Consider the following 19731-nt stretch of genomic DNA (forward strand, 5'->3'; position numbering starts at 1 on the left):
GTTTTTTTGTTATCAACAATCTAGACTACAATATCCGCCACTACTGGCGCATGATCTGATGGACGCTCCAACTTTCGTAGCGTCCGATCTATCCTACAGGCAGTGCAATTCGGTACCAGCGCCTCACTCACCAAAATGTGGTCAATACGCAACCCCATATTGCGGCGGAAGGCCATCATGCGGTAATCCCACCAAGTATAAGATTTCTCTGGTTGCTCGAACAGGCGGAAGCTATCACATAGCCCAAGTTGTTCGAGCGCTCTCAAAGCCGCACGCTCTGGCTCGCTCACCAACACACAGCCTGCCCATGCCTGAGGATCATGCACATCACGGTCTTCGGGCGCGATGTTGTAATCTCCAAGCAACACAAGCTTAGGGTAACGCACCAATTCGTCCTTTAACCACTTCTGCAAAGCAGTCAACCACACCAATTTGTATTGATATTTGTCTGAATCTACACTCTGTCCGTTAGGTACATAAATGCATATCACACGCACGCCGTTGAGCGTGGCAGCAATTACACGCCGTTGCTCATCCGAGAAGTTTGGTATGCCGTACATTACGTCTTCAGGCTCAGCCTTACTGATAATGGCAACGCCGTTATAAGTTTTCTGCCCGCTGAACACTGCTTGATAGCCAGCTTGTTGTAATTCTGCCAGAGGAAACTTACTGTCCTCTTGTTTGGTTTCCTGCAAACACAACGCATCCGGCTGATTATCCGCCAGCCAGCCCAATGTATGAGGCAGACGCACCTTAAGCGAATTCACATTCCAAGTCGCAATTTTCATACTGTATTAAATATATTGATTAAGTCGAAATTTATTTCCATATGCATATTGTATTGGATTTTATGTATGCCCAATCCCACCTGTTAATAAACGCTTTGGTATTGCCAAAGCTAACTCTCAGTTGAACCTAAATTTCTTCAATTTTGTAGCTGTACCCACTCAATTAAAGCATTTTGTGCCTGCCGCCCTGCTGCGGCATTGGGGTGGTTGATTAAAAAAACCAAAATCCATTGCTTTCCACTAAGGGATTGTACGTAACCAGCAACGGCTTGCACACCTTCCAGCGAACCAGTTTTTAGATGGGCGTGGCTAGCAGCTTTGCTATCCGTGAGGCGTTTTTTAAAGGTGCCATCAACGCCGACGATGGGTAAGGAAGCCTCAAATTCCGTTGATAACGGACTGCGTTGCGCACTACGCAACAACAATGCCAAACTAAACGGACTTATCCGTTCTCGGCGCGAAAGTCCGGCACCGTTTTCCAGTACCAGTTCAGGGAAGTGCAATTCTTTTTGTGTCAGCCAATTGCGTATAGTCAATTCACTTTGGGTGATGTTGGCGGGTGCCTCGGCAGTCCCACCCAAGCTTAGAAAAAGTTGACGCGCCATGACATTGTTGCTGAATTTGTTAATATCGCGAATCAGTTCGGCCAAAGATGCGGAATGGTGTGTAGAAAACAGAATCGCGCTACCTGTAACTGCACCCTCACGCAATGTACCTTGTAGCAGCCCCCCCATTTCCTGCCACAACGTAAGAAACACGGCATACAGATAGCTAGAGTGGGACAGCAGGCTGACATGTCGTTCACGCTCACCGCACTGAATTGGATAGACACCTTGCACAAGTAACGTATCGCCCTGCAATTGCATGGACAGCGCTTCATTCCAATTGCTGCAACTTCTTTTTACGGTTGCTACCGTAACGCGGTTGTCCAGCTTGATGCCAGCCAGTTCCGGCGTGCTGATAATCTTGATTTTTTTACCCTCTGGAATAAAACGTAGGTGTACAGAATTAAAATTAAGCAGCAGCGCGTCTGGTCCCGTGTTGTAGGGACGCATCGGCTCGTTGTCGAATTCCGCAGGGTCGTGTGGAGCGAGCTGGAATACACTATTATCCAGCACCAGATCACCGCGAATCTCACGAAGACCGCGGCTACGCAGCTCATGCAACCACAGCCATAATTTCTCCAGCGTCAGCTTGGGATCGCCGTACCCCTTCAGGATTAGGTCGCCGTGCAGTACATCTTGTTCCAGCTTGCCGTCGATATAAGCCTCCGTCTTCCAACTATACGAAGGGCCTAGCAATTCCAGTCCGGCGTAGGTAGTGAGCAGCTTCATGGTTGAAGCCGGATTCATCGACTGCTTCGCATTCACACTAATGAGCGGCGTGCTTGCATTTACCTCGCGTACCTCCACCCCGATACTATCAAGCGGAATGTGCGCCAGTTTCAGTGCTTGCACCACTGACGGCGGCAATGTGGTTGCGTGAGCACTGGGGATAAAACAAAAGATGAGTAGCAAGGCGTGAAGCAGCTTCATGAATACCTCTATAACATGCCTTATTCCCATTTTCGCGGAAATAACGCGTTTGATTTGCTCTGTTTCGGTTAAATTAAATGAGCACTGTGATGATTGCCAGTGTACGTTCAACCAGGACATCCATCTCAGCCTCGCTGATAATATAGGGTGGCATGAAATATATCGTATTGCCCATTGGTCTCAGCAGCAGCTCTTTCTCCAGTGCGAGGCTGAAACAGCGTTGTGCGAAATCATCGTGCAAGCTATCCACCTCAAAGGCCCAAATCATGCCAGTGTTGCGGAAATTTTTTACGCGGGGGTGACCACGTAAAGGTTCTGCAATGCGGTTAAAATAAGCGGATTTGTTGCGGTTAGTTGCGATGACATCATCTTGCTCAAAGATTTCCAAAGTAGCCAGTGCTGCACGGCAGGCCAGCGGATTACCAGTATAGGAATGCGAATGTAAAAAACCACGCGTCACTTTATCAGCATAAAAAGCTTGATAGATTGCATCCGTGGTCATCACCACAGATAATGGCAGATACCCCCCGCTGAGACCCTTGGACACACACAGAAAATCCGGCGAAATACCCTTTTCTCCGCTAACTCGGCTGAGGGACTTTTCCGCCTGCTCACAGGCAAACATCGTTCCCGTCCGCCCCATCCCCACTGCAATTTCATCGGCAATGAAATGCACATCATATTGATCGCATAACTCGCGCGCACGCGTTAAATAAGCTGGGTGATACATAACCATGCCCGCAGCCCCTTGTACTAAGGGTTCGATAATGAAAGCGGCAATATTGTGATGATGCTGCTGCAAATGTGTTTCAAGCTGCGTAACACAGCGTACGGCATAATCTCGTGCGCTCTCATCTGGCTCTGCATTACGCCAGTCAGGGCATCGTACCGTAGCATTCTGTTTGACCAATGCACCATATGCATCCTTAAATAATGCCACATCGGTCACAGACAATGCGCCCAGTGTTTCGCCGTGATAACTATTTTTCAAACTGATAAAATCAGTCTTGTGAGGCTGGCCATTGTTGCGCCAATAATGCACGCTCATCTTTAACGCAATTTCAATAGCCGATGCACCGTCTGAGGCATAAAAACAATGACCTAGCCCGACAGGTGCCAGCTGCGCCAACCTCTCAGAAAGTTGCACCACCGGCTCATGCGTAAAACCGGCCAGCATCACATGCTCAAGTTGCTCTAACTGAAGGGTAATGGCAGCATTAATGCGTGGGTTGCAATGCCCAAACAAATTTACCCACCACGAACTCACCGCATCTAAATAGCGATTTCCGTCAAAATCGTATAGCCACACACCGTGTCCTCGCTGGATAGGTATTAGCGGTAAAGTCTCATGGTGCTTCATCTGCGTGCATGGGTGCCATACAGCAGAATGGGAACGAGAAAGTAAGTTAATGTTAGACATGGTAGGTCTCAAAGGTTGTCTAGCGAATCACACTGGGACAGGCAAATAAAAACTTGGCAAAACGCCAACCGACAGAATAATTTCAACCCAACACAAACGCAACCATCCATTCACACCGACGTAATGCGCCCAAATCGCCCAAGGAAAAGTCAAATTATTGGTTTACAAGTCCTTAATTATTGAACCAATAATTGCAGTGTAACCAAGTTGATCGGTTGCAAATACATCCTCAACCGATACGTCCGCAGCTGACCCGCTCTATCCCCGCCAGATCGCACGCCGAAAATACTGCGTCGAACCCCGCCTGCTGCATTAGTTCACGAACCTGTGTGGCTTGGTCGTAACCATGTTCAAGGAACAACCAGCCACCGGATTCAAGATAATCTGGAGCATGAGCCACAATATAACGGATATCGTGCAAGCCATCACTTCCGGATACAAGCGCAGATCTTGGTTCAAATCGCAAATCACCCTGCGCCAGATGAGGATCGCCAGCCGCAATGTAAGGTGGATTGGATACAATGATGTTGAATTTTTGTGCTGTGAATGCAGCGAACCATTCGCTGTGTTTGAAAACCACATTTGCGATGGCCAGTTGCTGTGCGTTTGCTTGCGCAACCATTAGCGCCATAGTGGAAGAGTCGCAGCCAAGCACTTCGACATCCGGGCGCGCATGGGCGAGCGCCAGAGCAATTGCACCACTGCCCGTGCCCAGGTCGAGCACACGGCATAAACCCTGCTGAGAGATGCTCGGCAAAACCAGCTCAACTAGTAATTCTGTTTCTGGACGGGGAATCAGCGTTGCGGGCGTCACCTTGAAATTTAACCCAAAAAATTCACGTTCCCCAAGCAGATACGCAACTGGCTCTCCTCGAAGGCGGCGCTGTAACAATTCACGGTAACGGGTTAGCTCGGTTTCGTTCGGACAGTACTCAGAATGCGCCAGCAACCAGGCGCGCGTAACATTTAACACTTGTCGCAACAAACACTGAATTTCAATGCGTGCGCTGCTGGGGGTTATCGCCAGCGTCTCGGTCAGACATGCTGCATCCTGAAGCAGAGCTTCTTGTATGGTGCGCAGCAAGCTTAGCTGGGCCTTTCATTTGATAGTTCTGCCAGCTGCTCCGCCTGGTATTCCGCCATCAATGCATTGCACATCTCGCTGACGTCACCATCCATAATGTGATCCATCTTGTACAGTGTGAGGTTAATGCGATGGTCGGTGACACGGCCTTGCGGGAAATTGTAAGTGCGTATGCGTTCCGACCGATCGCCACTACCCACCATCGATTTGCGCTCGGCGGCCTGCTTGGCATGAGCGGTACGCTCTTCTTTGTCTTTGATTCGAGCGGCCAGAACTGCCAGCGCTTGGGCTTTGTTTTTGTGCTGTGAACGGCCATCCTGGCATTCCACCACGGTACCCGTCGGCAGGTGCGTTATACGTACGGCTGAATCGGTTTTATTAATATGCTGACCACCCGCACCCGAAGCTCGGAAGGTGTCAATACGCAAATCAGCGGGGTTTAATACAACATCGCTGACTTCATCCGCTTCCGGCAGCACTGCCACGGTGCAGGCCGACGTATGAATTCGGCCTTGCGTTTCGGTGGTAGGCACACGCTGCACTCTATGTGCGCCTGACTCAAATTTCAGTACCGAGTAGGCACCCTGACCGACTATGCGTGCGATGATTTCCTTGAAACCGCCCTTTTCGCCGCAGTTTTCGGAAATTACTTCAACTTGCCAACGGTTACGTTCGGCAAAACGCGCATACATGCGAAACAGATCGCCGGAAAATAATGCCGCCTCGTCGCCGCCAGTTCCTGCGCGAATTTCCAAAAATACGTTGCGTTCGTCGTTTGGGTCTTTTGGCAGCAATTTTTTCTGCAGATCCATCTCAATCTGCTCCAGTCGTTCACGCCCTTCCTTCACCTCAGCCGTGGCAAACTCGCGCATTTCAGGGTCATTCGCCATTTCCAGTGCAGTTGCGATATCATCAGCGCAGGCTTGATGGGCCTGGTATAGCTCCACCACTGGATCCAGCTCCGCGCGTTCGCGATTGAGCTTGAGGTAGCTTTCCATATCACAAGTGGCATTTTCGCTGCTTAACAGACGACGCACCTCATCTAGACGCTCTCCCAATTGGGTAAGTTTAGTGGCAATAGTAGGCTTCATTCGGAGGGGCCCATGTGATAAATACGGCGCAACATTTCAAGGAACGCTTCACGCTCTTCGGCTTGAACATGGTTCAGCGCATGGGTAGGTGCATGCAGAAATTTATTTGTAAGCCCATTACTTAAAGACTCCAGTACCTTTTCCGGATATTCGCCTTTGGCCAGCAGGCGCAAGGCTTTTTCCATTTCGTGCCGACGTTGGCGTTCAGCATGATCGCGTAACGCACGGATAGTGGGTACTACTTCACGTGATTCTACCCAGTGAATAAAATCCACCACACCAGATTCAATAATTATTTCAGCTTCTTTCACCGCACCCTGACGGGCACCCAAGCCATCACGCACAACTTCGGCCAAATCATCAACGGTATACAGGAACACATCCTCCAGCTCGGCCACTTCGGCTTCAACATCGCGCGGAACAGCGAGATCAACAATGAAAAGAGGGCGATGTTTGCGGATCTTAAGTGCGCGCTCAACCATACCTTTACCCAATATCGGCAACGGGCTGGCGGTACTGGTCACGATGATATCGTGCTGCGACAGTTGTTCTGGCAATTCACTCAACGTGATGGCATGCCCGCCAATACGCCGAGCCAATACTTGGGCGCGTTCCAAAGTACGGTTTGCAACGGTAATGTGCTTTGGCAATTTAGCCGCGAAATGCACAGCATTTAATTCGATCATCTCCCCCGCGCCAATGAACAATACACGCTGTTCGGCAATGCTGGGAAAAATGCGCTCGGACAGCTTTACCGCAGCCGCTGCCATGGAAATTAAATTTGATCCAATTTCGGTCTGGGTACGCACATCCTTGGCCACGGAGAAGGTGCGCTGAAATAGTTTATGAAGTAGAAAGCCCAGCGTGCCAGCGTGCTCTGCATAACGCACTGCTTGCTTCATTTGACCCAGAATTTGCGGCTCACCCAACACCATGGAGTCCAATCCACTCGCAACGCGAAAAGCGTGTTTCACCGCCTGCGCATGCGACAGGGTATAAAGGTATGGCTCAATTTCGCGCGGCTGTAACTCATGATAACTAGCTAGCCAGCTAACAATCTGTGCCGGTTTGTGCGTACTGCAATACACCTCAGTGCGGTTGCAGGTGGAAAGTATGGTCGCTTCCTTAGCTGCGCCCTGCCCGACCAAGTCGCGCAAGGCTGGCTCCATTGCATCGATATTGAACGCAATCTGCTCACGCACATCAAGCGGCGCGGTCTGATGGTTAATGCCGAAGGCGAATAATTGCATAGTCCAGGAAAGACCAAAAATTAAACAAGGGCGCGATTATAGTTGCTAGCCACCCTCAATGCCAGCTAACCAAAACCGAATAAAATTCAGGGTAATGGAAAATAATAATTCTATGCCAAAATTTTCGAAACTCCCTGCCGTCAGCTTCGTGACCTGTCTGTCATAACCTGCTTAATATTACGCTCATTTAATGACTAATGTTAACCTGACATCAGGACTCACTTTAGGAGCGCCTCAAAAAATACAATTTATAATAAAAACAAAGCGCTAGTTAAAAATTTAAGCACAATTTGATAGTGTATACGTGAATGATAATTTTTGTCGAGTAACGCCGTATTGCGATGAAGATTATAGTTTTAGAGGTGCTCTTTGCTTTTAAAGTTCCAGTCTCCATCAGCCTTGTCATACCGAACAAAATGATGTGTAATACCGCGATGGAAAAAGATAATCAATTCAAAATAAAAATCACCACCGAAGTAAATTATCTGGCCGAGCAGTCAGATGAGGCTGATAATCGCTTCGTTTTCGCTTATACAATCACTATAACTAATGAAAGCGATACCACAGTCACGCTGATCAGCCGTCATTGGGTTATTACTGATGCCCATCAGTATGTGCAGGAAGTGCGCGGCCAAGGGGTCGTGGGCGAACAACCGGTCCTCAAGCCAAACCAAAGTTTCGAATACACTAGCGGTTCGGTGCTCGCCACACAGGTGGGCACTATGTCTGGTAGCTACCAGATGGTAACGGAAGACGGCACCAAATTTGACGCGCCCATTCCCCAATTCGTATTAAGTGTCCCGCGCGTATTGCATTGACGCAATGTCGCTTAAAACCAGCTATCGTTTCATCGCTCCAATTTATGATGTCGTCCTTGATCGCGTCACGCGTAGCGCACGCCAGCACAGTTTGGCAAGACTGCCGCAACAAGGTGCAGCGCGCGTACTGCTTAGTGGTGCAGGCACTGGCCTGGATTTTCCTTTTTTACCGCCCCACCATGAATACACTGCGCTGGATCTTACAGGTGCAATGTTGGCACGGGCAAAAAAAAAGGCTACCGGATTAAGTATGCAATGGGTGCGAGGGGACAGCATGGCTTTACCTTTCGCTTCAGGTAGTTTCGATTATGCTGTGCTGCATCTAATTATGGCGGTAGTATCACGACCGCAATATTGCTTGGCAGAAACGGCGCGCGTACTCAGGCCGGGCGGTCATATTTTGCTCTTCGATAAATTTCTGCGGCGTGGAAATCGCGCTTGGGTGCGGCGCGGCCTGACTCCCCTGACAGGACAGCTGGCCACACGGCTCGACGTGGTGTTTGAGGAGATGTTGGAAGCGGTACCAGGATTGCGAGTATTGAGCAATGAGCCAGCGCTTGCAAACGGCTGGTTCCGCTTGATTGAAATCCATAAAGACACCTCTAACAATTCAAGTTTCTAAGCAAGACAAGGCACAAGTAAAAAATTTGAGTACATCATATTGCTAATATGTAAGCGATAGTTTTTTCGAGTAACGCCGTATTGTGACGAAAAGAGATCAGCAGGCAAGCTGAGCAGCGGCTGCTCGCAAAATTGGATTTTTAGAGATGCCCTACCACCGCAACATGCACCGTTTCGCTACCACCGCACGTAAAATGTTACACGGCGTAAATGAGCAAAATCAAATAATTGGGTGAATGTAATCCGATTATGAAAAAAACTAATATCGCTCCGTCTCGCGCACTTCTGCGCACATACCTTGCCGTAGGTTATGCACTGTTCATCATGTATGCCAGCTTAACGCCGTTTACAGGTTGGCAGGAGCAGGGGCTGGAATTTTCTGCTGTATTGGCTTTTCCGTTATTGCAGCAATATACTTGGTTCGATGCTGCCGCGAATCTGCTCGGCTATTTACCGTTTGGACTGTTGCTTGGGCTGGCACTACGCGCACGCTTCAACTTAAGCTGGACTTTACTCCTCGCTACGTTGGGCGGGGTAGTGCTTTCCGCCATGATGGAATATGCTCAAATGTATTTGCCTATTCGTATTAGCTCCAGCCTCGATTTACTTGCCAACAGTAGCGGCACGCTGGCGGGGGCGATTTTGGCAATTTGCATTGCACCACGCGAATGGTTTGCTCTGCATCTGACGTATTGGCGTATGCATTTATTTCGTGACAGCGGAGGAGTGGATTTCGGTTTGGCACTGGTTGCGTTGTGGATGTTCGCGCAAATCAACCCTTCGTTACCAATGCTGGGCAATGTGTTTATTAGCGAAGTGGCGCGAGTGCCTTTCGTCGTGGTACTGCCTGAACCGTTTAACTGGATGGAAAGCATGGTGGTTCTGCTCAATCTGCTGATGCTGGGAATGCTTCTGCTAACCTTATTACGCATACGCCGCCAAGCAGTAAGTACACTGTTGCTGGTATTGTGTGCAGTAGCGCTAGCGAAGTTCCTCGCAGCAGCCATACTACTCAAATCATGGGCACTGCTGCTATGGCTAAATGGTGAGGCCATGCTTGGCATTTTCTCAGGCGTGCTGCTTCTGATCGCTGTTAGCGGATTATCCCGCTCGCAGCTATTGAAATGTGCCGCGCTGGTCGCGCTAGGTTATTGGGTGTTGGCGCAATGGATATTGGATAGCGGTGAGCCTTCTGCAGCCATGCGCCTGTACCAATGGAATTACGGCCACCTGCTCAATTACAATGGCTTGTCGCAAACTATTGCCTATGTATTTCCGTTTCTCATGGTCGGCCACCTTTGGCGTGTTAAAGATACATAGCAGAGGCGCTGTATAATTATAATTTTTTCTTGTGAGGTCTTGTATGAGTCATTATCAAAAGCACGTTTTCTTTTGTACCAACCAGCGCGAAGAAGGCGCGGAGTGTTGCAATAATATTAATGCACAATGGATGCGCGACTATGTCAAAGATAAAGTCCAAATGCTTGGATTGTCTAATGAAGAAAATCGTATACGCATCAACTCAGCAGGTTGCATGAATCGCTGTGATGAAGGACCTGTATTGGTAATATATCCCGAGGGAGTCTGGTACAACTATATGGATGAGAGCGATCTCGACGAAATCATCGTTGAACACTTGCAGAATGGACGCGTGGTGGAACGCCTGAAAATTTAATGTCCGCTATAAAAAAGGTCTCTATTCCCGGCCCAGTCGGTGAACTTGAGGTTGTGGTACAGATGCCGGACATTGAACCACGTGCTATCGCGGTAATAGCGCATCCGCTGTCCACTATGGGCGGAACGATGGAAAACAAGATAGTAACCACTCTGGCCAAGACTTTTACTGAGCTGGGGTTCGCCGCTTTACGCTTCAATTTTCGGGGCGTCGGTGCCAGCAGCGGCGAGTTTGATAATGGAAATGGTGAGGTAGAAGATGCACTCGCAGTAACGCGCTATGCATTAAGCGAATATGGCGACCTGCCTCTGATTTTATCCGGCTTTTCCTTCGGTGGTTGTGTGCAGGCGCGCGCGGCACAGCAATTGCCTCAGCGTCAACTGGTGCTGATCGCGCCGGCAGTGATGCGTTATGCGATGCCATCCGTACCGCACAACACGCTGCTGATTCACGGTGAGCTGGATGAAATCGTCCCGTTGACGGACGTTATGCAATGGGCGCGCCCACAGCGTCTGCCTATCGTAGTATTACCGGGAGCAGAGCATTTTTTCCATGGCCGTCTGGAACAGTTGAAAGAAATTGTGCGCCACAATTTCATGGGGCAAGCGCTATGATCAGTGTTGCTCAATAACTTTTATTGCCTACATATAATACATATGCTGCTCGTTAAAACTTATTCTCGACCAGTGTGCTTGCCGGCTTACTCCTTTGCACCTTGGTCTCGCTTAGGATTTTGAATTTATGCATGCACCTTTAGAACAAGGAATAAATTATGTTATGGATTAAGGCATGGCACGTAATTTTTATGGTTACCTGGTTCGCTGGCTTATTTTATCTGCCACGTCTGTTCGTGTATCACGCCATGAGCGAAGATAAGGCCAGTATCGAGCGATTCAAAATCATGGAACGAAAATTATTTTACGGCATTATGACGCCGGGTGGCGTGCTGACTATTATTTTTGGATTGTGGCTGTGGTTTGGTTATGGTGTAACTGGTGGGTGGATGCACATCAAATTCACACTGGTGTTATTGTTGATCGCTTACCACATATATTGCGGCAAGCTGCTACGCGATTTTAAAACCGATCGCAATAAACGCAGTCATGTATTCTATCGCTGGTTCAATGAATTCCCAGTATTGCTTATGATTGCCATCATTATTCTTGTAATCGTCAAACCTGTATAAATATATGCTTGAAACCTTTTTTTCACCCTGTCCGCGCGGCTTGGAGACAATGCTCGCCAATGAACTGAATGCACTCGACGCTCAAGATGTGCGCACCACCGATGGCGGCGTGCAATTCACCGGTCCCTTTTCGTTAAGCTACCGTGTCAACTTGCATAGCCGCATTGCCAGTCGTGTACTGTGGCGTGTGGCGATAGCACACTATCGCAACGAGCAAGATATTTTCGATACGGCCTATGCGCAGCCGTGGAACGATTGGTTCGGCACTTCACACACAATCCGCGTCAACATGACAGCAATTAAATGCCCCTTGAAAAGTCTGGATTTCGCCACCCTGAAAATCAAGGATGCAGTGTGCGATAAATTCCGCGCGCTCACCGGTAACCGTCCCAGCGTGGACACCCATACGCCGGATATCCGCATCCATGCCTTCCTTGAGTCCAGCCGCATGACGCTGTATGTCGACACTTCCGGCGATGCACTGTTCAAGCGCGGTGTGCGCCAGTACACAAACGTTGCACCCCTGCGCGAGAATCTGGCGGCGGGCATTTTGCTGCTGGCGGGTTGGCAGCCCGGCGTGCCGCTGCTTGACCCGATGTGCGGCAGTGGCACTTTTCTGATTGAAGCGGCACTGATGTCGTTTAACATCGCCCCTGGAATCAGCCGCAGTTTTGCCTTCGAAAAACTGAAAATTTTCGACGCCACCGCGTGGGGCGAAATGCGTAGTCAAGCGCAAGCGGCGCAAAAGCCGGTTAGCAAATTGCCAATTTTCGGCAGTGATTTATATGGTGACGAGCTTAAAGCAGCGCAACTTAATCTGGTAAATGCAGGTTTGCTGGAAGCTGTAACGCTCAATCAAGCGAATGTGCTGGAGATTTCCGCGCCCGCCGACCATGGCGTGCTGGTAGCAAACCTGCCTTATGGCGAGCGCATGGGCGATTTGGAAGAACTTCAAGCGTTATACCCAAAGTTGGGCGACGTACTGAAGAAAAAGTTCGGCGGATGGAACGCCTATCTGTTTACTTCCGACTTACGCATGCCGAAGTTCATCCGCCTGTCCGTTTCCCGCCGCACTCTGCTGTTTAACGGTGCAATTGAGTGTCGTTTATTTGAATACAAGATGGTAGCGGGGAGCAACCGTACCTGAATTAAAGATATGCCATACCATGGCTACGCTGGGATACTAACCAAGGTTTGATTTAACTCAATGGCTGCAAGCTTCTGGGCAGTCCCGATCGAATGTAGAGCTAGATGACATCTGTGGCGTCAAAAATTGACCTCATAGTGTTCAGACAGCGCTTTGCTATTCAAACCTAGATTTTATTTTACCAATTTTTATTGACCGAGCAGCACCGAGGCTTGCCCCCCTTTGTTAATAGTACTCTAACGTTGTTAACGCAGAAAATTCATCAGTTGGGCGAGCAGCGTCTTGCCAGTTTTCATGGCAACCTCCGGGAGAAAAATCGGAAGACTGGCTGAATTGTCTTGCGCCGTTCAAATCGACACCACCATCGTCGCTTGGAATCAGCGTCATACGTGGCTTTCGGCGGTTCGCCCTCTCGTTAAACTGGACAGCAGTGGTAAATTTGGTCGTATTTAGTGTACTATGTAGGAACTAAGAGGTTGTTAGTATCTTGTGGTCTTTAGCTTAAAATCTATTATGATGATGAATATCATGGGATAAATTTTTCTTGTGATCATGTCTATAATACGACCCTCATTAATTTAGAACTCGAAATAAATAAAGCAGGAGATAGTGAATGTCTGGACAAAGCGAACGGCCGTCTGCAGAAAGTAACGATTCCAATTTGGCAAAAAATGAAGTGGTTCCACTCCACGAAAGCCCGAAGCATCAGGTCTATGGTGAAGATCCTACCCAAGATCGTTCTACCGATCATTATCAGGCAGAATACGTAGAGAATTTTGTTGAACGTTGGGACGAGTTGATTGACTGGGATGCCCGGACAGAAGGCGAGGGACAGTTTTTTATAGACAAGTTGCGGGCGCTAGGCAAGGAAAAAATACTGGATGTAGCAACCGGTACCGGTTTTCATTCAGTGCAGTTGATAAAAGCAGGCTTCAACGTCACCAGTGTCGATGGTAGTGCCCAGATGCTAGTTAAAGCGTTTGATAATGCGCAAAAGCGCGGTTATGTACTAACAACCGTGCATGGCGACTGGCGCTGGCTTAACCGGGACGTGGAAGACCAGCAATTTGATGCGGTGATCTGCTTGGGTAACTCCTTTACCCATTTATTTGAAGAGCATGACCGTAGAAGAGCGCTGGCTGAATTCTATTCGGTATTAAAGCATGACGGCATACTGATACTGGATCAGCGTAATTATGACTCAATCCTGGACAATGGTTTCTCCACCAAACACAAATATTATTACTGCGGTGAGCGTGTCTCCGCCAAGCCAATCTATATGGATGACGGGCTAGCGCGTTTTGAATATTCTTTTGAAGACGGCTCCAAGCATCATCTGAATATGTTTCCCTTGCGCAAAGACTATACCCGTAAATTAATTTCAGATGCAGGGTTTCAGAAAATTGAAACTTTTGGTGATTTCAAGGAAACCCAACCTGGGCAGGATCCTGATTTTTTCGTCCACATAGCATACAAGGCATACGATGCAGAATAAACGATCAACAGCGGAGAGCATAGCCGAAGACTATTACGATAGCGCCGATGCCGATAAGTTTTACGAAAAGGTATGGGGCGGCGAGGACATTCATGTAGGTCTTTATGAAGCTGATCTGTCCATAGAGCAGGCCAGCCGCAACACAGTCACGGCCATGGTCGAGCGACTAGGCAATTTAAATGCCAACAGTAAAGTGATTGATCTGGGTTCCGGTTACGGCGGTTCGGCACGTTACTTGGCGAAGACTAAAGGGTGTCATGTAACTTGCTTGAATTTAAGTGATGTGCAGAATGCACGTAATCGCATGCTGAATGAGCAACAGGGACTAACGGACAAGGTTAGTGTTTTGCATGGCAGCTTTGAGTCCATCCCTGCAGAGGACTCGAGTTTTGATCTGGTCTGGTCGCAGGATGCCTTTTTGCATAGCAACCAGAAGCAGCTGGTTATGAAAGAAATCGAGCGAGTACTCAAGCCTGGTGGAGAAGTAATTTTCACAGACCCCATGCAAGCGGACAACTGTCCTTCAGGAGTTCTTCAGTCCGTGTTAGAAAGGCTGAGTCTGGATTCGTTCGGTTCCTTTGAGTTTTACACGCGGGAACTGGAAGCTCTTAATTTTGAGCAAGTTGAATGTCTTGAGCTAACGCATCAATTGAGGAACCACTACTCTAAAGTGAAAGAAAGTCTGAGCGGCCGTTACGCTGAGCTTACTCAGGAGATTAACCCTGCTTATATCGACAGAATGATTCAGGGACTTGAAAACTGGGTCAAAGCAGCAAACTCGGGTTATCTAGCTTGGGGCATTTTGCATTTTCGCAAACGCGCGAACTGAGCCAGGCTCATGCACAGAGAAAAAATACTGCTCTTCTCTTCATTAATCTCAAATTGTAGCTTGGCAAACTTTTCGCGTAGCCGCTTTCATCAGCCAGTTATGCTGCTGATGGGCGTCAACCAAGTTCGCCATGCCCTCAACAAATATTGCATATTCAACACAGGTATATTTTTCATGGCGCGTGACTTCTTTCGTGCGCTCCAGCATCCAGTCTTCTCGTCAAGATAAAGATTGCTGAGCACTGCGCCCCCCTCTTTCCGGCACGCTTTTTTGCCAGAGGCTTTCAGTATCACTTTCAGCAAGCGCATCACGTCATCGTCGTTGATGCGTAGCGTTACCTTTTTAGCAGATATCCTTGCCTGACTGTGTCACCGTAGGTGCGAAGATCAAGCTCAAACACTTGCGTCTTGTCCTGAACAATTACTTGTGCCACCTAGTTCAACGCTCACGTGCCGCTCGTTTTTGACCGGCATGACCCTGATTGGAAGGTCTGCCTTGATGACTGGCTCCAGTATCAGCTTGAAAACTCCCTCTACCACATGATCACGAATCGCTAGAATCCTATATTTACCGTCGCCCTTTTAGTGCTTCCTTCCTTCGTGCTGGTAACGGCTCATACGTGCACCCTATCAATTGATTCTTTATCTGTTGCTCTTCGATGTCCGCAAACGTGACACCGACAGTTCCCAGCATCAAATATTTAGTATAAGCATTTCATGCGCCATTTGCAGAGTGTTTGCGCCAAGTAGAATGTCCACTTTTCCCGAATAGAAATGACCGCTGATAATAACAGTGGCGGATAAATTGAAATATAGACACACTCATGGGCCAACAAAAAACGTCGAAGAGACTGAAAATCACTACCCACCACTCATCAGACAGCAGGCTTTACGTGCCATTGCCACCGTACTGCCAATTTCACCCCGCCAACATGGAATAGTCGTATCGGTCAGATTTCGACTACCTTGCTTGCTTCGCCCTTCAGTTACGGGCTTAGCCTTCGAGTTTTTGAATTTCGAGGCCATTTCTACGCTTAAATTCGTTACGGCCAACTCTCTTGCTGTTTAGAATTTACAACAGCGTGTTGCCACATGCCATTAGTTCATACTACTGAAGCGCACAGACGCCCTCAATGTTTATTATAACAATTTGTATTATTTATAACTTTCAGGTCTTGCAGCCACATACACCGTATCATTAATAAGGCATGTTGTTTTGTGAGACAAGGCTTGATTGTTTGAAGAGGTCGTCCACAAGGCCTCATGCTTTACCGAGGCCTTGTAATCCTCTTTCAAACCATCGATACCAAGCTATATTTTGACAATATCGCCCCCATGAATTTTTTGGCAATCTGCTACCGAATTAGGGGAGCTTCTTGTATATGACGACAAAGCGACAATAGCTGCCAATGCAAAAACTAGCATATCCATGAAATTATCCATAAATTGACTTCCTTTAATAGATTGCTTCTTTTAGAGAGCACTGATAATTAACGCTGGCTTTGCCAGGAGGTCATCAAATTATTTCTTCAAACCATCAATACAAGTCTGAGTTTTAGCAAGGTCGCCAGCAAAAGCCTTTTGACATTCTTCCACCGACTGAGGGGCGTTTGCAAATGCCGGCAAACTCACGACAGCAACCAAAATAAACGCTAGCATATTCATTAAATTTTTCATTGCTTAAGTTCCTTTAAAAAATTAATAGAAACTGACCCTAAGTCAGCCATTATTTGGAAAGCAATATTTATGCCATAATTAAATATATATAAATAAACAATATCTTATAGATCAAAGAGACGTGATTAACTGAAATTGAACATAATCATGTCGTTTACAGGGGACACTTTCTTATCAATACCAGTAACATATTGAATATATATTAGATTTCAGGTCTTCGATCAGAGACAGATAATTTTTGATCTAATAAAGTCTGGGATCATAAAACTGCTTCATCCGGCAAGTGCGATGACAAAAGCAATTGGATGAAAGTGACTTAAGATTGAATTGTCTCTGGATTTTAACCATGAGACATTTTCAATGTGTACAACAGTGTGCTGTATTAAACCTTTGGCGTATTTAATGATTTTGTCAAAGCACTCGTTTTATTCCGAGCTCTATAACTGTTCAAACACAATAGGACGCATTGCGGAAGTGGTGTTCGGTTTGACGAAGTCATGATCTGCATTGCAGAGGCAAGCCTATAAATCGTTTTTGCACCGTGCCGTTTGGTTAACGAGCAGCATCAATCGATACTGCCATTCAACGAATACAAGGCACCAACAATAAAATTAAAATTTTGCACAAAATGTGCCTATATCTTCAGGGATATTAATTATCTAAACTAAAAATAATTACGCCGCATGAGGCCAAGTATGATCTGGCCGGCTCATCACATAAGTTCGCACTTTCCGGATGAATCTATAAATTTTAAAGGCACTCTTTATAGATCCGATCCGAACACCACCACCAAATTAATACATTTTTCTATTTTAAATAGAATATTAAAATGTTGCATTGTGCTTTCTACGTTAGCACGCCACATGCTAAATTTACTTAACTTATCAGCCCAATTCAGCCCCTCTCACCACTTTCACCGCTTTCACCGCTTTACAACAAAACTATAAGGGCTTCGCCAATCAGGAGAAGTGGGCGACGTGCCCGCGCACCTTTGATAAGTGCATTTCTAATTGGCGCAAGACAATAATTCTCATGTCTTTTAATCCGTGGCAGTTTGGTCGGATGGGCAAAGTATATCTACTACCCTGTTTAGCGGAGATATTTCGAACGGGGCCGGAGACCAAGGTGGCACACACTTATCACCCCCCCAAATTTGATAGTCATCCGTTAAGGTGTACAGAAAGGCGACAATAGCCATTTCCTCTTCGTTGCTTAGCCCCAGATCACCCAGCTCTTCACGATTCATATTTTGCTTAATTTCTGGCTCAGGCCAACCTGATTTACCAAATCCTGGATCATTGTTGTCGATTGCTACACCCAAGGTGTCGCGGGTATTATAAAAATGCACAAGTTGTTCTAGCGTGTCCAAAACGCCGTTATGACCATAAGGGGGCGTCAGTGCAATATTTCTCAGCGTCATAACTTTGAACTTACCAAGCTCATTGCCTTCTGGGTCTGTAGCTGCAATATCGCTACGGCCGCCAAGCCCAAGGTCCGGCTTTGGATTATTCGGAATTCTTACATTACGTGGCAAACCGATGTTGTCATAAGTAAAATCGGTAAACAGCGGCAGCATTAATTCGCCACTTTCGTTACGGGTAGGCTCGCTGGTATGACAGGCGGCGCAGTTGCCTTTATTTACGTCATTGAATAGCTTTAAACCTTTTTCTTCAATTGCAGTTAAAGTGGTTTGACCAGCCAAAACATAGTCGTATTTAGATGTAAACTTATTGAAAACAGCAGTTTTCTCAAATTCACTGATAGCTTTTGTTGCAAGATTGAAAACGAGATCAACTCTAGATTTAGCCACATCGATACCATATGCCTCCCAGAACAATTCATTGTATCTTTCATCCTCCTTTATACGGTCAACCACAGCACTTTCGCTAGGCATTGCCATTTCGAGCGGATTCAATAAAGGCTCTCGAGCTTGCGCACTTAAATCTTTCGCGCGCCCATTCAAGAATTGTCCTCCTACATACAAGCCTTCTTCCTTGTCCCAATGAAATAAAGGGCTAAATGCCGCATAGCCTGCGCTTGGGGTATTTAAAGAGCCCGTGGCATTTGGAATCGATCCTGCCGAAACGGCGGATCCTTCTTTCAAGTTATCTGGATCAACAAACCCTGAAACTGACCTGCTGGGAAAAATTTTACTGTCTGTTGGTTGCAGACTGTGACAAGTAGCACAAGATTGATTTTTGTTAAGAGACAAATTTTCATCCTGAAATAAAAGTTCGCCTAGTTTTTCTGCACTATTCAGCGAATCTCTGGCTTGGCAGTTAAAACTAACTAACATCAGTGCCGATAAAACAATACTTAGTGCTTTCATGAGCACACCCCTTAAACATATAAAAATTACTTACGATATATACAATTATATCAGAACACGAACAGTTATCATAATGCTAACAATTACTATTTAGCATCAAAGAAAACCATAAATGCTGACCATGTATATATTAAAATTAAAGCTGGTAGGCTGAATTAAATAGCATGGTAATTATATTCACAAGTTAAACACATGCGAGCAATGGGTCAAGTTGCTTTATAAATTAAAAAATCTGCAAACCTCCTCTACTTTAACTTCTAAGTTAAACATCCTTACCAAGGTACTGATCAAGCAACTTGACCCGTTATTATTTGACGTCAAAAAATCGCCGCGGTACAGAAAAAACCGGGCGAATCTAAATTAAGCGATAAACCGAGCCTTCATTAAGTGGCTTGTCCACATCATGAAAGAACATGCTTTGTGTGCCCCCAATTGCCTTGCCAACCTCTTTGATTTGATGGAAGGCGATATAGGAGAACTTCTAAATCTCTTTTCCTAACGCAGTTTCTAGCTCAGCGAAATGAGTGATATCCAAAATATTTCTATACTTTTGAATCATTCAGTTTCTTACTAAAACAATCAGCGATGGCCTCATTTTATTTTTTATCACAACTAAATACTTGGAATATCTTTTGGATTTACCCCTTTGTACGTCTTTCTGACACTGGCAATCTTCTTGACCATGAGGCATCGAACCAGCCATCCCCTTTAAAGTTTGCTCCCACCCCACATCAGGGCGGGAGCTTTGAGATTAAACTGGGATTCGGTTTTCCTTTAAGCTTGTGGC

General features: G+C 46.9%; 19 protein-coding genes. 9 read left to right on the forward strand and 10 right to left on the reverse strand.

The features are described 5' to 3' along the window. Positions 1 to 20 precede the first annotated feature (20 nt). From xth to hemA, 6 genes are all read right to left on the reverse strand, one after another. A complete protein-coding gene (gene xth / locus MJ770_RS03495) occupies positions 21 to 788 on the reverse strand; it encodes an exodeoxyribonuclease III (protein WP_239250218.1) in 768 nt (255 codons plus the stop codon). A 137-nt stretch (positions 789 to 925) separates the two neighbouring features. Next, positions 926 to 2323, reverse strand: a complete 1398-nt coding sequence (gene dacB / locus MJ770_RS03500; RefSeq protein ID WP_239250219.1) for a D-alanyl-D-alanine carboxypeptidase/D-alanyl-D-alanine endopeptidase — start codon at positions 2321 to 2323, stop codon at positions 926 to 928. A gap of 73 nt (positions 2324 to 2396) precedes the next feature. Next, on the reverse strand, positions 2397 to 3743 hold the full coding sequence (gene bioA, locus MJ770_RS03505) for an adenosylmethionine--8-amino-7-oxononanoate transaminase (RefSeq protein WP_239250220.1): 1347 nt from the start codon (positions 3741 to 3743) through the stop codon (positions 2397 to 2399). Between the two features lie 229 nt (positions 3744 to 3972). Then, positions 3973 to 4827 (reverse strand): peptide chain release factor N(5)-glutamine methyltransferase, encoded by an 855-nt coding sequence (gene prmC / locus MJ770_RS03510; protein WP_239250221.1) that lies wholly within the window; start codon positions 4825 to 4827, stop codon positions 3973 to 3975. A gap of 2 nt (positions 4828 to 4829) precedes the next feature. Further along, entirely contained in the window at positions 4830 to 5918 is a 1089-nt protein-coding gene (gene prfA, locus MJ770_RS03515; protein ID WP_239250222.1) for a peptide chain release factor 1, read from the reverse strand. Then, positions 5915 to 7168 (reverse strand): glutamyl-tRNA reductase, encoded by a 1254-nt coding sequence (gene hemA / locus MJ770_RS03520; RefSeq protein ID WP_239250223.1) that lies wholly within the window; start codon positions 7166 to 7168, stop codon positions 5915 to 5917. Before hemA ends, prfA begins: the two co-directional genes overlap by 4 nt. A 434-nt stretch (positions 7169 to 7602) precedes the next feature. Here hemA and apaG point away from each other — a divergent pair, with 434 nt between their 5' ends. The 7 genes from apaG to MJ770_RS03555 all read left to right on the forward strand — a co-directional run bounded on the left by apaG (position 7603) and on the right by MJ770_RS03555 (position 12615). Then, positions 7603 to 7986, forward strand: coding sequence for a Co2+/Mg2+ efflux protein ApaG (gene apaG, locus MJ770_RS03525; protein WP_239250247.1), 384 nt, complete (start codon positions 7603 to 7605; stop codon positions 7984 to 7986). A gap of 4 nt (positions 7987 to 7990) precedes the next feature. After that, positions 7991 to 8608 (forward strand): class I SAM-dependent methyltransferase, encoded by a 618-nt coding sequence (locus tag MJ770_RS03530; protein ID WP_239250224.1) that lies wholly within the window; start codon positions 7991 to 7993, stop codon positions 8606 to 8608. A gap of 248 nt (positions 8609 to 8856) precedes the next feature. Further along, positions 8857 to 9927, forward strand: a complete 1071-nt coding sequence (locus MJ770_RS03535) for a VanZ family protein (protein WP_239250225.1) — start codon at positions 8857 to 8859, stop codon at positions 9925 to 9927. A gap of 43 nt (positions 9928 to 9970) precedes the next feature. Beyond that, a complete protein-coding gene (locus MJ770_RS03540) occupies positions 9971 to 10282 on the forward strand; it encodes a (2Fe-2S) ferredoxin domain-containing protein (protein ID WP_239250226.1) in 312 nt (103 codons plus the stop codon). After that, positions 10282 to 10896: an alpha/beta hydrolase gene (locus MJ770_RS03545; RefSeq protein WP_239250227.1), complete on the forward strand. Its 615-nt coding sequence runs from the start codon at positions 10282 to 10284 to the stop codon at positions 10894 to 10896. The genes MJ770_RS03540 and MJ770_RS03545 overlap by 1 nt, the downstream gene beginning before the upstream one ends. Before the next feature lie 158 nt (positions 10897 to 11054). Beyond that, a complete protein-coding gene (gene hemJ, locus MJ770_RS03550) occupies positions 11055 to 11468 on the forward strand; it encodes a protoporphyrinogen oxidase HemJ (protein WP_239250228.1) in 414 nt (137 codons plus the stop codon). A 4-nt stretch (positions 11469 to 11472) separates the two neighbouring features. Beyond that, positions 11473 to 12615, forward strand: coding sequence for a THUMP domain-containing class I SAM-dependent RNA methyltransferase (locus tag MJ770_RS03555; RefSeq protein WP_239250229.1), 1143 nt, complete (start codon positions 11473 to 11475; stop codon positions 12613 to 12615). A 225-nt stretch (positions 12616 to 12840) separates the two neighbouring features. Here the strand turns inward: MJ770_RS03555 and MJ770_RS03560 are convergent, their stop codons facing one another. Further along, positions 12841 to 13002 (reverse strand): hypothetical protein, encoded by a 162-nt coding sequence (locus tag MJ770_RS03560; RefSeq protein WP_239250230.1) that lies wholly within the window; start codon positions 13000 to 13002, stop codon positions 12841 to 12843. Positions 13003 to 13228: 226 nt separating this feature from the next. On the opposite strand from MJ770_RS03560, the gene MJ770_RS03565 reads away from it, so the two are divergent. Beyond that, a complete protein-coding gene (locus MJ770_RS03565) occupies positions 13229 to 14110 on the forward strand; it encodes a glycine/sarcosine N-methyltransferase (protein WP_239250231.1) in 882 nt (293 codons plus the stop codon). After that, a complete protein-coding gene (locus MJ770_RS03570; protein WP_239250232.1) occupies positions 14100 to 14939 on the forward strand; it encodes an SAM-dependent methyltransferase in 840 nt (279 codons plus the stop codon). Before MJ770_RS03565 ends, MJ770_RS03570 begins: the two co-directional genes overlap by 11 nt. Positions 14940 to 14987: 48 nt before the next feature. Here MJ770_RS03570 and MJ770_RS03575 read toward each other — a convergent pair whose 3' ends face one another. The 3 genes from MJ770_RS03575 to MJ770_RS03585 form a co-directional block, all read right to left on the reverse strand. Beyond that, positions 14988 to 15146: a hypothetical protein gene (locus tag MJ770_RS03575; RefSeq protein WP_239250233.1), complete on the reverse strand. Its 159-nt coding sequence runs from the start codon at positions 15144 to 15146 to the stop codon at positions 14988 to 14990. A 1313-nt stretch (positions 15147 to 16459) separates the two neighbouring features. After that, positions 16460 to 16615, reverse strand: a complete 156-nt coding sequence (locus MJ770_RS03580; RefSeq protein WP_239250234.1) for a hypothetical protein — start codon at positions 16613 to 16615, stop codon at positions 16460 to 16462. Between the two features lie 1039 nt (positions 16616 to 17654). After that, positions 17655 to 18944 carry a cytochrome-c peroxidase gene (locus MJ770_RS03585; protein WP_239250235.1) on the reverse strand — a complete coding sequence of 430 codons (1290 nt, stop codon included), beginning with the start codon at positions 18942 to 18944 and terminating at the stop codon, positions 17655 to 17657. Between the last annotated feature and the right edge of the window lie 787 nt (positions 18945 to 19731).

The organism is Candidatus Nitrotoga sp. M5 (assembly GCF_927904885.1).
Classification (GTDB): domain Bacteria; phylum Pseudomonadota; class Gammaproteobacteria; order Burkholderiales; family Gallionellaceae; genus Nitrotoga.